The sequence below is a fragment of the Nitrospirota bacterium genome, assembly GCA_020846775.1.
Classification (GTDB): domain Bacteria; phylum Nitrospirota; class 9FT-COMBO-42-15; order HDB-SIOI813; family HDB-SIOI813; genus RBG-16-43-11.
This window is the reverse complement of sequence record JADLDG010000082.1, coordinates 15431-30548: the sequence shown is the minus strand read 5'-3', so window position 1 is coordinate 30548 and position 15118 is coordinate 15431. Positions and strand designations below refer to the sequence as shown.

The window sequence follows — 15118 nt, the reverse complement described above, 5'->3', positions numbered from 1 at the left end:
AATGGTCATGGAAATCAGCCCGCTTCCCCATCCAAGGCGGAAGAGGTAGCCACCTTTTGCCTTTTCTAAGATCTGTTCATATATTGCCCTTATATGTTCACCTCCACTAACGCCAGTAAGAAATTCCCTACATTCTTCTGTAAGCGCCTTAGTGTAAAAATTATTACATGCCTGAAGAAGGGCTTGCACGGTGATGTTCTTATGCAAGCTATCTATTCCACTCCGCTGATGGTGCAACACCTTACTGTCAATCTGGATTTCGAGGTCGAAGGATACTGTTTTGTTCAGGAGACTGCCATAAGTAACTTCAGTTAATATCTGAATTGATGTCGGATTCAGATGGCCATCTTTTTTGTTGTAATTTATGACCTCTGCAAAATAAGTTGAACCTTCCGGAAGAAAGGTATCCTTCACTTTAATGGCCCTGAACGGGTCTTTATCTATGGCAAATCTTGGAAAGCTTCCTTCTTTTCCGGGGATAATTGCCCTTAATAATTCTCCTTCAACTAATTCGGCCCTCCTTTTTTCTTTCAGAAACTGTGCCCCACTCTTAAGGAGATTCAGATATGCAGTCCTAACAGCCCCTTTTATCGAGGAACCAGGAAGATATGGACTTATGCCGGTCCTAATGAATGGAACCACGGGCAACTGGTTTTCAGGAGAATTAAATTTGCTATCATAGATCTCTCTTACCTCCCCACTGACATCCACAGCCCATTCTGCATATTTTGCTGTATCAATATTGTCCTTCACAAATCGTCTCAATGATGTCAGGACTGACTTATGTGCGTAATCCCTGCCCGTAAGGTTTTTGAACTCTTTGAGTCTTTCTGGAGGCAGTGCTGACAGCCACTCTTCAAGGTTGATTCTGTAAAACTTGTCTTTTATCACATATTCAAGAGGCTCCAGGGTAGAACCATCCCCTATGTGAATGGGTGTTAATATCTCAGTCCTTACTTTAACAGTCTCCTGCCTTACAGGGTTGTTCATGTAACCCTCACCTTCAGAGGAAGGGCAATCCCGTAATGGACCACCCCCTCTTTCTTATGGACATTCTTTATAATGCCGCCATAAAAAGGTCTGTCGTTATCTGTCTGAAAAACAGAGCCAGGATTCAGCATAAGTATAGGCATCTTATATGGTCCACCGTCTATACCTGCCGCCCAATGACCACCAATCTTGCCAAACTTTATAGCCATATCATAAAACCCATCCCTGAAATCACCCTCCATTGGGTGATATTGTGATAGATTCAGGAAGGCATTTGGATTTTCTGACTCCGGTAATTCCCACTCATCAAGTAGCTCGAATTCAAAAATGCCCCGTCCCGAAGACTTGTCTGCACCGTAACCACTTCTTGCAATGAAATAAATAATTTCAAAGAGCATTTCTCTGGAGAAATAGGTGTCATTTATATAAATGACAAGTTCCGCTCCATTGTTATAAAATGTATCAGACTTAGCAAACAACTTTCCTTCCATCACCCTGTCAGTTAAGCGGTTTTTGGCATTGTGCCAGACTTCAATAGTCTTTGAAAATTGTTCATCCATACTACGTACCGTTGGGTTTTCAAGCGTAATATCTCCGTTGAGATGTTTGTCATAAAGGTTATAATACGAAAGATCATCTTTGAGCATTTGCAATGCAGATATTTGAATGTAGGAGACTTTTTTGAAAATCTTAAGCTCTCTGGTAAAACCAAGTCTCGTTTTCCCTCGCTCGTATTTTTCCCATAACAATTTCTCTTCCTTATCAGAAAGAGGTCTAAGTACAGGCATTGGTAAATATCCGTTTGGAAACCCGGAGGATAAAATAAGAGGTGAATTACCCACATTAAACGCCGAAAGAAATTCAATCAGCTTATCCTCTCCCTTCAGATATCTCAGTGCCCAGCAGATATGTCCGAATAAGGTGTCGGAGTGTAGAGGGGTCTGAAATGGTGCACGGGGTTTAATGATCAGTCTGTACCTTGCCATAACTATTGCCTTTTGGTTTGACCTGTTATTTCGTTATAACGGTCTTTTATTGGTTCCTCATGCTTATCAACAAGAACTCTACCTGGAACAAATTTATTATCTTTGTCATAACTTCCAAACTTTATCTGTCCATACCCTCGACTGCCTGAACTACCGAGTGCGTCCTGCTCCAAAAGCCAGAGACCATGAAGGAGCCACTGGAAATTTTGGTTATCAACGTTCCCATTATCATTGATATCAAACACTCTATAGTCTATCTCGAATGAAAACTCTGTGCCAGCGGGAACGCGCTCCATTGGTCTGGGGTGTTCTGCTTTGCCTTTGAGCCTGTTAATTCTATTTTCATATTTTATCTCAGCATACACAAGGCCCTTTGTTTCACGCATGCTTTGTAAATCTTTTTTTGATCTTTCCGACAAGAATGCGTCCCGGAATATCCCTCGTGTTGGCCCCTTTTCGACTTCTTCGCTGTTACCGAATATTCTGCAAATAACACATTTGGCATCTTTGCAGGTATGTGGATCACCATTCGGAGAAACAACCCCCAAGTCCCATTCTAAAAGTGACCGCATTTTCCCTTTGAAGGATGATCCTGGTATATACGGCCAATCGTCTATAGGGTTCTTGATTACGGGGTTGTCAAGCCCGCCTATTTCAATGGTATTGGATGTTCCTCCAATCCTCAGTCCTGTTACACAGCCAATAATTCCAGAAATTACTTTATAACCTTTCAGATTCATTTTATTCCCCCTATCTTTCCTTGCCTCTGAAAAACCCTATTACTGATTCAAAGAAAAGGACAAAATCTTTAAAGTACTCTTTTTTTGTACTCCATGTAATGCCTTGTTCAACCATTTTCAGAAGCACCTCAAATCCTTTTTGTTTTTCTCTATCTGTTTCCTTTGCCCGTCCATATGCAACCTTTGACTTAAGAAGACCTATCAATGCTTCATTTGCCTTGAAATCAGGATTCGCTTCTATACGTGCTTCCAGTGCTTTGACTTCATTGAAGTATTTTCTTAACTGAGTCTGTGTCATTCGAAACCTTGCCATCTCATCAGCATATTTCTGGGCATGCACTGTAAATAATTCTTTTTTCCTGTATCCCTTGTCATCTCTAAAAGAGAGATTCGGCAAATCAATAGATTCACTTACCTGCTGCTGTCTGTCATCATGATGGCGACTGCCTCCACCTTTATAACCTGCATTTTTGAACGCATCTTTCATACTCATCTTCCACCCCCTCTATTTTTATAAAGCGTCCAGAAGACTGGAAACTTAAGTTTACTCATTAATCTGCTGTTAAACCCTGTTCCAACTTCATGAAGAGGTCGTAAGATATCAATAATCTCTTGATTTATTACCCGTCCTGTATTATCCCTTCTTTCAATGTTTCTCCTGATGTCCCGTGTCATAGCAGAGTGAAATTTGAGTCCTTCAATAAATCTGTCCTCATGAGAACTTCTGTACATATCCTGGTATTTCAACAACCTGTAAAGAAATGAGGCATTCACCCTTGAATCCAGCTCATTGAACGCCCTGTCCAATAACGCCATGAACCTTTTCAATTCATTAAATTCACTCCATTTTATGGTGGTATCAAACACAGTTAAACGATCCTTTCCTTGATCCCCAACTGATTGACCTGCTTCTTTGGACTTTTTAAGGTTATCCTCTGCGCCTTCGGTGGCCAGGCCAACAGGACTGTTAGGCCGCATAAGATTTATCCCCATCGAGATTGTTATATTGGGATTCTTCCCTGCATATTCCCTGAATTTTGCAGCAATATCAGAACCAAGACTTAGTGCATCTTGCCATGGCGCAATGAGCAGTAGGTCATCACCACCGGCATAAACGGCATAGGCCATTGGATAATTTTTCTCGATCTTTTCCGTCAACCATCCTGTAAAGAAGTAGTTGAGCATCCTCGATAGGCTGGCATATCTTGAAATGGACATGTCAACCCCCAATCCTTTACTGAAGATATAACCAAGATCATCCACGTCTGCCTTTATGACTGCAAGATGGTCAACCCCTTTTCCGTTATTTGCCCTCCTTGAGGATGCAGCAATACACTGAAAGGTTAGATGCCGGAAGACCAGTTCTTCTCTTGGTGGAACCCCTTGTTGGCGATCTCCTTCTAATTTACAGAGACTCCCGCAGAACCTGCATAGGGTATCACCTTCTTTTGGCTTTTCCTCATTGAGGTCTATATCATCATCACCCCTTTTAGGGATGTAGTTTGAAATGTATCGTTTTATATACCCTGTATTCTCTCCTCTATCATCATTACCTATCTTCTCCAGCATCACCCAGTCATCACCCTCGCTTTTAAACGCAAGGGTATATCCCATGACATGAATTCCTCCACTTCTCTCACCTTCATAAAAATGTATGAAAGGTTTTGAGACAATGGATTTCCCTATTTCTATAGAATCCAGGCAGGTCTGGCAATGTTCTTCCTCATTGACCTTTGGATATATTTTGCAAAAATCACAAACTTTATCTCCTTGCTGCATGGTCTCGTAGGCCTCCCGCATAGCCCCATACATTAATGCCTGATTACCCATTAATATATTACTGAATCTCTTTTTCTTAGAACACTCCAGATTATAAGCAAGGTCCTTTTGTTTCTTTGAAAATACCTCTGAGGAAAAACCTTTCCGTGAGAGGGTAATATCCATAGCAAGATTGAGTGCAAGCTTACCCAAAAACTGATTATAAAACCAGCCTTCTATTTCATTTTGAAGTTTAATAATCGTTTTCTTTACCGCCGGTGTATTAGGAACAAGTAAAACAAACCTTCCTCCTGCATTCATAATCCTGCAACTTATTGGTAATTGTAACCCCCGCAAAATCTTTAACGAAGCCACTTCTGATAACAGGGAAAGGTAAAAGGATCTTCCTCTGAGAATCTTGCTCAACTTTTTAGGATTTGTAGAACCTATTTCAAAAATAAATTTCTGAATGCCTGAGATGTCTCCACCAACAAGCATGAATTTCTCGACACCGTCATCCTTAATAGAGCGTTCATCAAAATTATCCTTGTGATATTGATAAAGGCACGCTGTAATCGCAGAAGTAGTAGAAAGATGATCATAGAGGGATATATCGTTATATTGATCTCTTGTATCACTTGGAACACACCATAAAAATTCTTCAAAGAGGGACAGATAACCGTTAAACAAGGCGTCAAAACTCCCGGGTTTGAAATTGAGAAAGGCCATCCCAAAGTCTTTAAGAAGCCTGTCATAGTGATGGGTCAATTGAGCGAGATCTCCAAATTCTACTGGAAATACAGAACTTGGAGAGATTCTTCCTAAGTTATAATAGAGCGGTGTGGGTTTACCCTTCCCGATGTCAACTTTTGTCAAAATAGACATTAACCGTGACTCTTTGAAATTCAGCTCAGAGGGCTCTTCCTCAATTCTCTCTCCGGATGAATAGGTATCAGCGCGGCTGACTATATATGCCAGCGCCCTTGTATGAGCATCAGTAATTTCTTGAACTAATAAATCTTCCGGCATCATGGAATATTCATGGTGCCGCTGCACGAGGGTTTTCAATAATCCGAGATCTACCCATTCTTCCTTAACCAGATTCTTAAACTTCTCATCTGAAACATAATCCGAAGAAAAGAGAGGATGTTTACGCCTTACATTCTCCCCCCTGTTCATAAATTTGCCGATGTCATGCAACAACGCCGCCAGCACTACGGTTTGGTATTCTCTCTGATCCATTAGGTCTCTCCGAGTTTCGGGGGTTTTGGCTTGCGGTGCCAACCCTGCCGATTGCTGTTACCGTGTGCCCCCTCACCCTGTCCCTCTCCCGAAATGGGAGAGGGTAGAAAGGGGAAAATTTGCAAACGCTATTTCGGCTGATTGCGCCGGAACAAGTCCGTAGACAAACAGTTTGTAGTTAGGAACTTATCTTGTTTTGATTTTAATTGCAACAGAAAAAATGTTTCCGAAATGTTTCTTTATGGAGTAGACGGCTTTGAAATGTCTTTAATCAAGCTAACGCGCAAATTATCTATAGTCTCGATGATGTCTCCGGCGGTTTTCACGGCATCTGCCGAATCTGCAGCATCAACTGTTTCAAAATCTCCATAGTCTACATCAGTCCTCTGTGAAAGGAGCACCTTGAATTTCTTGATAATATAAACGGGCAAGAGGCCTGGTTTAACAAATCTGAGGCTAAGCATAGTTACCGCCCCATCGTGACTCTCATGGTTTATGCCCTCAAGGATTAAGAGTGCTCTCACGGCATTGAATGCAGAATAATAACTCCTGTTTACGGCTGTTTTAATTCTATCTTTTTCAAGGTTTGCCCTTGCCTCTGCAAAAAATTCATGTGCCTTATCCATTCTTATATTGCTTAATGTTATTTTGTCTTTTGGTTCAAGTATCATATAAAAAGGCCTCCAGGTCTTTTAACAATCCAGGATAATCAAACTATCTCCAAGTTTCTGTAAATCTTTTAAATATGTTTCTAAAGGCGGTGGTTCTATCCAGCGTACTGCTTCCCAGTCTGCTTTGGTGACGGAACATAGAACGCGTGCGATATCGGCAGGAAATATCCCTGCTGCCTTACTATGGGCATCAGAGATGGCTGAAGACAGGGAAAGTCCCATCTTGCAGCAGAAACCCCAGATGTCAGCCATGTCTTTCGGCTCCTGACGGTCAATAATTGCTGTTACTTTGTTGGCAAGGATATTCTCAGGGCTATCCAGCATACCCAGTATTTCATGTTTCCTTATTTCCCCGATGTGTGATGGAACATCATTTATCATTTCTATCTTGAGTAACAAATCTCCTTCAACTAAAGCTATACGGGAAAATCTGTCATCCCTCAGCAGTATATCCATCTTCCAGTTTCCGGCTCCTGACAGCGCATTTATCACCCTGTCAGACCATAATCCAAAGTCAGCATTATCGTTTACAAACAAATCCAAGTCATCTGAGAAACGATGGCGCAGGTATCCACGGGATGAGGCAGTCCCGCCTGAGAGATAGAATCCTGTTTCCAGATTGCCTATTATCTCCAGTACCCTGTCCTGACAGGGGTAAAGTCTGTCAAAATAATATTCTCTGTTCATCTTATCTTCTCAGGATATTTATTTTTAAGCCGCTCTACAAGAAAATCAAATCCTCTTTTCCTGCTCTGAGAACGGATGCGGTTCCGCACTTCAGGCCATTGCTCAACGATCTCTCTGTAACCTAACAATCTCACGATTTCCTTATATGGGGCATATTCGAATAATCTCAGAAGTGCCCATCTCTTATCAAGCTTGCCCGTTGTGACCTTCCCTGACAGGATATCCCTTAACTTGTCTTCATCAATATCGTAATCCCATATAAATGATAATTTATGTGACATGCCACAGCCCGCCAACCGGCACCACTTATTTCCGATCCCGTCAATTATGTATAACCACTCCTACTATAACCAGAAATATGCTTCTATTCAATCCTTATCTTCCCCTTATCCACTCTGATGCCGTACGGCGTATCACCATATCTCTTTTTCGGCGTTATTATGTAGTACGGCAGTATGCTGGAATCTCCAAGGCTGTCACTGACGGCATCGTTGAGCTTGCATATGTTCTGTCTGATCATACTGTCAAAAGCAGGGTCATCTGACCATTTGTCACGCCACTCAACAGCTTTTGCAGGGTTGTGTCCACAAAGTTTTTTGTAATCCTCTGACATGCCTTTTAAACGACTCTTTTTGAGGGTGAGGGTGGGACAAAAACAGTCAGTGCAATCAAGACAGTATTGCTTGTCAGGTCTTACGCAATTATTAAGCTTCTGTCTCAAAAAGGCTGTATATATTACAAACTGGACAGGAGGTATTCTGACGGGTATATCTCCTATGTGTAATTCCCGTTTTGAAAGGTTAACGCTGACATCAGGCTGGATGACCGCCATGTCTATCTCCCTCTGTCCTTCGGCGACAAGGTCGCTGAAACCCTTTCCTTGCAGGGAGATGCGGTTTCCGAGTCTTATAAATGGAAGGTCTGTCAGGTAAATTTCCGCATCCCTTGTATTGAGCCGTTTTGTGACTCCTCCAGGCAGTCTGCATTCAATCATCCTGTTCTTTTTCGGCTTATAGAAAAAGTTCGGGTTTGTCTCAAACTCAGGGGTGACAAGGACATGGTAGAGCTTATCCCACGGCCTTCCGAAGAGCTGCAGTGCTGCGCCGAGATAAAAGCCCATGGTCTTTCTTCCGCCTGCGAGGGAGCAGTGAAGCCTGACACCATTATCCGCTGTCAACTTCTGTATCAATGACGTGATAAGATCACCCATAATCTCATTTTCCACTTCATCCCTGATATCATCAATCTCCCTGCCGGCTGCATCCCTGACAATAATAAAGGAGTCTTCGGTAATTCTGATATCGGGGAGATTATACTCTCTTACAAGACCCTTCAACACGCCCTTTTTCAGCAATGTATCTTCAATCCTTTTTTTGCCGGTAGATGTGGTGATGATGAATATTTCATCCAGATGTACAGCTCGGGCCTTCTGAGACAGGGCATATATAGTCTCTGTAATTATTTGAGGTGTTGTGCCTGCTACAAAGATAAGGATTTCTTTGAAATTCACTTAAAAAAACCTTTCAAATCCCCCCTTCCCCCCCCTTTTCTAAAGGGGGGAATCTGATTTCCCTCTTTGAAAAAGGGGGATTAAGGGGGGATTTTATCACAGCAGGCTCAGTGGATCTATATCCACCTCAACCTGTGCACTCTTATTCATACCCGGGACACCTCCCTTGGCGGGGGATGCCTGTCTCTGGCGTTTCAGTTCATCAAGCGATTTCCTTATGATTCCATTAAGGGTTTTTGAATTTTTCCCCTTGATTATGATATGCCAGCGGTGCTTTCCGCGTATTTTACTGAATGGCGCTGATACCGGACCGAGGATGTCTATCCCTTCTTTACTGTTACGCTCTAATATCTTCTTAAGCCATTCTGATGAAGCTTCAACATGTTCCTTGTTGTTTCCCTTTATGAGAAACCTTGCGAGACGCTTGAATGGCGGATAACCAAGGGCCTTTCTAAAGGATGTCTCATCATTATAAAAACCCTTAAAGTCATGTCCCGATGCATGGCGTATGGCATAGTGTTCAGGATTGAAGGTCTGCACTATGACCTCGCCTCCTTTAGAACCACGACCAGCCCTGCCGGCAACCTGAGTCAGGAACTGAAATGTCCGTTCACCGGACCTGAAGTCTGGCAGGTGCAGGGTAGCATCTGCAAGCAGGACACCGACCAGTGTTATGTCAGGTAGGTCTAATCCCTTTGTAACCATTTGCGTACCTATGAGTATGTCCGCATCCTTGTTCTTCATGCTCTGAAAGATGCGCATGTGGGAACCTCTCTTCGTTGTGGTATCCCTGTCCATCCTTACGATCCTTGCATCCGGCAGGAGTTTCTTCAACTCTTCCTCAACCCTCTCCGTGCCTGCCCCGAACGCCTTCCACCTCGATCCTTTGCACTCGGTACAGGTATCGGGCGGCTTAATAATATAATCACAATAATGACAGCACAGGTTACTATCACTTTTATGATACGTCAGCGATACACTGCAATTTGGACATTCAGGTGAATGGCCGCAGTCAAGACAGAGGAGAAATGGAGAGAATCCACGCCTGTTCAGAAAGAGCAGCGATTGCTCGCCGCGCTCAATCCTTGACTTCATTGCATTAAGCAACTCATCAGTAAAGATAGAAAAACCATATTTCTTCCTCAGGTCAACTACCTGAACAGATGGAAGGGGAAGCTTGTTGATCCTGTCGGGAAGGGAGAGATAACTGTATTTCCCTGTGTCAGTATTATAATAAGACTCAAGAGATGGTGTAGCGGAACCAAGTATTACAACGGCCTTCGACAATTTCGCACGCATCACTGCGACATCACGGGCATTGAACCGGAACCCCTCTTCCTGCTTGTATGTATGCTCATGCTCCTCATCAACAACTATAAGCCCAAGCTTATCAACCGGGGCGAAGACTGCGGACCTTACCCCTATTACAACGTCAACAATGCCTTCCTTTATCCTCAACCACTCGCATCTTCTTTCAGCCTCTGTCAGACCGCTGTGCAGCACTGCAACATTATCTCCGAACCTTAAGACAAATCGCATGATAAGCTGTGGTGTTATTGCTATTTCAGGGACGAGGACTATACCCCTCCGTCCTTTTCTGACTACCTCTTGCAGGGCAGACATATAGACCTCCGTCTTGCCGCTTCCGGTGATGCCGTGTAGGAGGTGGACTGCAAAATTACCGCCAGCGATTGAATCCGACAATTTATGCAGGACTTCTTTTTGTGGAGTCGTAAGACCCGGCGGCGCCGAAACCCCGTCACTGACTTCCCTGAATGAATCAAGGACATTGAACTTTTTCCTTGATACTACCGCCGCCTTACCCTCCGGTATTCCGGCAAATGCTGTCTTCAGGACCATACCGACAGGGAACATATAATAGTCAGAGGCCCATTTGCAGAGAGAAAGCATTGTCTCATCAATAAGGGGGTCAGTATCAAGAATACTGTGTATGGATTTGACCTCTCCAGCGGAAATCCTGTTTGCTTGATTGGCCGGCATTTCTACTGATGTGTCAATGATATATCCGGTTATCTTCTGTCTGCCAAATGGGGCAATGACGCGTTTACCGGCAGATGCCTGATCTTCAAGTTCAGGAGGACATTGGTATATGAACAAATCATCGAGGGGCCTTGGCACTGCAATATGTAAAAACATAGGCTGATATTAACACGCTTTCGATCCTCCAGGAAAGGGGACGAGAATAAATCTGTCCCCTTTATGCTCTACCTGCTCTCTGTTTTAAAACTCCAAGCAACGCCTTCTGCCAGCGCATTCCCTGCCGGATCCTTAACGCCTGTGGTAATGGCAACAGAATACGTTGTGTCATAGGAAAGGTTTACAGTCGGGGTGAAGAAGACTGTTGAATTTTCATCAGTAAAGGAAAAAGTGCCGGGGACCGTTACTACTGTCCGGCCGGGAATAGTTACAGAGAATGACCCGGCCACTGTTGACGTATTTACCGGCTCAGAGAATGTAACTCTAACAGGGCTGTTCACTGCAACCCTCACGGCGTCATCCGCCGGATCTTTGGAAATTACAGTGGGCGGCGTAGTGTCAGGTGCAGCGACTGTACTGAAATTCCATGAAAAGTCTTCTGCAAGCGCATTCCCGACCGCATCCCTGACTCCTGTGGTAATTGTTGCCGTATAAGTTGCGCTGTAGGCAAGACTACCCCCTGGTGTAAATGTGGCAGTCCTGGTATCCGGGTTATACTCCACCCTGCCGCTCAGATAGGCTGATCCATCCCTGCTGACGCCAAGCACAAGGAAGGTTGTTTCATCTATAGTAGTTGCATCCATCGGCTCGCTGAAGGCGGCTGCAATTGATGTGTCTACCGGCACAGGGGTGGGAGGGGCGATTGTTGATGTGTTTACCCAAACCACGGACGGAGGGTTTACATCAATACATGGCGATGGCCCCGCAAATATTCCCGTCTGAGTGTCTTCACAGGAGACCATGCAGCTCAGGAAAAAATTATGTTGTGGATCATCAGGAGGAATGTCATCCGCTATCTCTTTGGGTCCCTTGACTTTAGTGAGGATAGGCTTTCCCGTCTCATCAAATTTCTTTTCCCATATGCACATATCCATACACCCGCTCTTTATCTTTGCGTCGCACTTCCATGAAGGAGCTGTTTGTGCCGGGAGAATAAGGTCAGAATGCGGCGGCTCAACCGGCGTCCCGGATTTATCCTTCACCTCATCAGTCGCTATGCAGATGTTGCACGGCCAGATGTCATCAGGAAAAAGGTCTTCCGGATTCCCCTTCTCAGCCTCAGGTTTTGGGGGATCCTCCGGAGGGACCTCGTTTTCCTTGGCATAACATTGTTCGATGAATGCCTTGGGATCCGGCTTCACCTTAGGTGCCTTGAACGTTACCATGCCATCCAATGTCTCGGGGGCATCAAGCTTTGAAAACTCATTTGAGGAGGCGGCCGAGGCAAGCTCAACATTGCTTGCAGCCTTACTCCCTGCAATCGGGATTGGAAACTTGGGGCTGATATCAATAATATCTTTAGTAATATCTCCAAATGGAGTGGAAAAACCTGCTGTGACCTTGATCCTCAGCATAGTCTCCAGCTTGAATGACGCGCCTGCCCTTATCCCGGAATAGATCCCGAGAGCAGCAAGCCTGTCATTATAGATATCAAATTCTCCGCTTCTACTCTGATTTGTCCCCTCGGAAAGGGCTATGCCGAACTGGCCCCCTGCACCGGCCTCTATCGTCGGAGTGACCTGTATGTACGCAGTCGGTTTTATTCCAGCAGAATCAGCAAGGGGCTTCACCCAACCGGGAAGTAAGTCATACGGATCTTCCGGATATTTCAACGGCGCCGATGCCTTCACATACACTGACGGCCGTTTCTCCTTATCTGAACGGGGGGCATAGTAGAGAAAATCAAGTGTCCCGCTGGGATCGTAATCAGGACGGCTGAATGGGCCGCTATTTGGTTTACTCCAGACATCATCATCCCCTGTTCCACGGTTGCCTAAACCGATCTGACTGATCCAGCCTGTTCGAAGTTCTTTGTAGTTTGAAAGTGAGGGTATTGGCGTGGTGTTATTTTCAACACCCGGCATGATACCGTAAAGGTCGGAGAGCCGGATGGATACGTCTCCCTGGTTATCCGGCTGCAGGATCCAGTAGGTATAATCCGGCACAAATGCGTCTGCCACCCCTGTGTTTGCTTCATAATTAAATACAGGCTGCACCGAAAAGGGGCCGATCGGGGTAACCACTTCAAAGGCAGGCGGCTTGATCTCAAGAGTCTTGCTCTTCTCCTCGGTTGCAAGATTCAGCCCGTAACCGAACAGTATCTGATGCCCTCCGGCAAATGGATAAGGATTAAATGAGTGTCCTCCATACTCTACCCGGCTAAGGTCTATATCCTGTGAAACGGCATCAAACTTACCAAGGACGGGAAGTTCAACATACATCTTCCTGTACCCCTTGAACCGGGCGTTGATCCTGTCAAAATCGAGGTATCCGACCTCCTGCTTTATCTTCACATCACCTATACCTATATTAATACCAACAGCGGAGCGGAGCGGACCACCGTTAGGCAGTTTCGGCGAGAGCTCACGAAGCGTGCAGAGTACGGCATCCGCCATCAGGTCTCCGCTGCCCCCCCTGCCGTTCCACTTATTGCCCTCCTCAACAAGGGTACTGCCGGTATATATCTGCCTCGCATAGTCGTTGCATTTGGACGTCTGCTTCAGACATGAACCAGCACCGAACAATTCACATAATATATTCAACGACTCAAAAACAACGGAGTTTTCACAGTCAGTCTGTTCTATCCCTTTAATTACCTTCCCATCCCTCAGGAGCTTAGCCTGTGCATCCTCTGATAAAATTACAGGGTTAGGGTTAACAACTACATTCTGATTTCCTTTTGACCCGGATCCGCCGCCAGTTCCACATCCACCTATCAGAAGATTAAGTGCAATAATCGAAGCAGCAATATTAAAAAGCCCTTTGTGTCTCATATATTTCTCCCCGATATTTCTTTACGTTCAGATTATACAACATATTAAACCTTAATTCACAACATTACTTTGTTCTTTTTTCTCAGGTGATTTAACATATAATATTTGCTATAGTTAGTGGTCATCCTCACTGGAAACGGAGATTATTATGTATGACGAGGTGTTAAAAGTTGCAGAATTTGCAGCCCGTACTGCCGGAAGAATACTTCTAAAACAGCTTGGCCAGCCCCTGGAGGTAGAGTTCAAGGGGGATGCTGACCTTGTTACCAGGGTAGACCGCATGTCTGAAGAGGCAATCGTCTCGATTATAAGAGAGAATTATCATGACCATCAGATACTGGCAGAGGAGGGCACAAACCAGGAAAGTGCATCAAAGTTCCGCTGGATCATAGACCCGATTGACGGAACTACCAACTACGCTCACAATTTTCCCTGCTTTGCAGTATCTATAGGGATCGAGGTATCGGGACAGATGGCTGTCGGTGTAGTGTATGACCCGGTTCGGGATGAGTGTTTTACTGCGATGGAGGGATGCGGTACATTTCTTAATGGCAGCGCAATCCACGTATCAAGCGTTGATAAACTTGACATGGCGCTTCTCGCAACAGGATTTCCATATGACAGAAGGGAACATCCCGATGATTACCTCATACTATTCAGGAAGTTTATGATGAAGGCTCAGGAGATAAGAAGGCCTGGCTCTGCCTCCATAGATCTCTGCTATCTTGCTTCAGGGCGCATAGATGGTTTCTGGGAGTGTAAGCTCAAACCATGGGATGTTGCTGCAGCTTCTGTGATAGTGAGGGAAGCTGGAGGACAGTTAAGTGATTTCAAAGGCAACGAATTCAGCATCATAGGCAGTGAAACACTCGCAAGTAACAGAAGGATACATGATGAGATGCTCGAGATAACATCCAGTCAGTAACAATACCTTAATGCCGGTATATCCCAAAAAACGTAATTTCCGATTTAAACGCGAGAGATCAATACCATCCCATTAACATAAATTCGTAATATCCACCTTTCGACCGACAGGTATTGAGCCAAAACATGTTTACGCAGGACCGTAGTATCTTAGTGTGCAGATAACAATGATCATGATTATCTTAAGGATAATAACGTGTTTAACAGAACTGACTGTAATTGCCAGTGTAGTTTATGGAGGTGAAAGGGTCCTGATGAGATCAAGGGTACCTGATGACCAGCTATCCGAAATATCGTCTATAAAGAACCCCCTGCCGCATAACGCTGATAATATCGAAAAGGGAAAGATAATCTATGTTGGAAAAGGGAGATGCATTCTCTGCCATGGCGCCAGCGGGGATGGCAAAGGTCTTGCCGGCATTTTACCGGATTCTCAACCCTCGCCAAGAAATTTTCGCAATCCGGAGTGGCAGAAGACCAGAACTGACGGAGAACTGAAATGGGTAATTACCTTTGGTGTCCCTGGTTCCCTAATGCTTGGACATAGGGCGGAGATGGCCAATGATGAGGAGATCTGGCAGGTCATTCACTACATAAGATCGTTTGGGCAGCGATAACC

The 15118-nt window shown here is 44.5% G+C and carries 13 protein-coding genes; 2 read left to right on the top strand and 11 right to left on the bottom strand.

The genetic code is table 11. The annotated features are described in order from the left end of the window. The 11 genes from csm5 to IT392_10015 form a co-directional block, all read right to left on the bottom strand. The coding region (gene csm5 / locus IT392_10065) for a type III-A CRISPR-associated RAMP protein Csm5 (protein ID MCC6544829.1) at nucleotides 1-990 on the bottom strand (990 nt) is incomplete at its 3' end. Next, complete coding sequence (locus tag IT392_10060; GenBank protein MCC6544828.1) at nucleotides 987-1976, bottom strand: hypothetical protein; 990 nt, start codon at nucleotides 1974-1976, stop codon at nucleotides 987-989. The genes csm5 and IT392_10060, both read right to left, overlap by 4 nt. Before the next feature lie 2 nt (nucleotides 1977-1978). Continuing rightward, nucleotides 1979-2716, bottom strand: a complete 738-nt coding sequence (gene csm3, locus IT392_10055) for a type III-A CRISPR-associated RAMP protein Csm3 (GenBank protein MCC6544827.1) — start codon at nucleotides 2714-2716, stop codon at nucleotides 1979-1981. Between the two features lie 10 nt (nucleotides 2717-2726). Beyond that, nucleotides 2727-3203: a type III-A CRISPR-associated protein Csm2 gene (gene csm2 / locus IT392_10050; GenBank protein MCC6544826.1), complete on the bottom strand. Its 477-nt coding sequence runs from the start codon at nucleotides 3201-3203 to the stop codon at nucleotides 2727-2729. Between the two features lie 2 nt (nucleotides 3204-3205). Next, complete coding sequence (gene cas10, locus IT392_10045) at nucleotides 3206-5716, bottom strand: type III-A CRISPR-associated protein Cas10/Csm1 (GenBank protein ID MCC6544825.1); 2511 nt, start codon at nucleotides 5714-5716, stop codon at nucleotides 3206-3208. Nucleotides 5717-5955: 239 nt separating this feature from the next. Further along, nucleotides 5956-6387 (bottom strand): HEPN domain-containing protein, encoded by a 432-nt coding sequence (locus tag IT392_10040; protein ID MCC6544824.1) that lies wholly within the window; start codon nucleotides 6385-6387, stop codon nucleotides 5956-5958. A 21-nt stretch (nucleotides 6388-6408) separates the two neighbouring features. Continuing rightward, nucleotides 6409-7074 (bottom strand): nucleotidyl transferase AbiEii/AbiGii toxin family protein, encoded by a 666-nt coding sequence (locus IT392_10035; GenBank protein ID MCC6544823.1) that lies wholly within the window; start codon nucleotides 7072-7074, stop codon nucleotides 6409-6411. Next, nucleotides 7071-7355 (bottom strand): hypothetical protein, encoded by a 285-nt coding sequence (locus tag IT392_10030; GenBank protein ID MCC6544822.1) that lies wholly within the window; start codon nucleotides 7353-7355, stop codon nucleotides 7071-7073. The genes IT392_10035 and IT392_10030 overlap by 4 nt, the downstream gene beginning before the upstream one ends. An 83-nt stretch (nucleotides 7356-7438) precedes the next feature. Further along, nucleotides 7439-8584: a TIGR02584 family CRISPR-associated protein gene (locus IT392_10025; protein ID MCC6544821.1), complete on the bottom strand. Its 1146-nt coding sequence runs from the start codon at nucleotides 8582-8584 to the stop codon at nucleotides 7439-7441. 96 nt (nucleotides 8585-8680) lie between these two features. Then, entirely contained in the window at nucleotides 8681-10741 is a 2061-nt protein-coding gene (gene priA / locus IT392_10020) for a primosomal protein N' (protein MCC6544820.1), read from the bottom strand. Between the two features lie 68 nt (nucleotides 10742-10809). After that, nucleotides 10810-13575 carry an Ig-like domain-containing protein gene (locus IT392_10015; protein MCC6544819.1) on the bottom strand — a complete coding sequence of 922 codons (2766 nt, stop codon included), beginning with the start codon at nucleotides 13573-13575 and terminating at the stop codon, nucleotides 10810-10812. Nucleotides 13576-13723: 148 nt separating this feature from the next. Here IT392_10015 and IT392_10010 point away from each other — a divergent pair, with 148 nt between their 5' ends. Both IT392_10010 and IT392_10005 read left to right on the top strand, forming a co-directional pair. Continuing rightward, nucleotides 13724-14500 carry an inositol monophosphatase gene (locus IT392_10010; protein ID MCC6544818.1) on the top strand — a complete coding sequence of 259 codons (777 nt, stop codon included), beginning with the start codon at nucleotides 13724-13726 and terminating at the stop codon, nucleotides 14498-14500. 166 nt (nucleotides 14501-14666) lie between these two features. Then, complete coding sequence (locus tag IT392_10005; GenBank protein MCC6544817.1) at nucleotides 14667-15116, top strand: cytochrome c; 450 nt, start codon at nucleotides 14667-14669, stop codon at nucleotides 15114-15116. Nucleotides 15117-15118 lie beyond the last annotated feature (2 nt).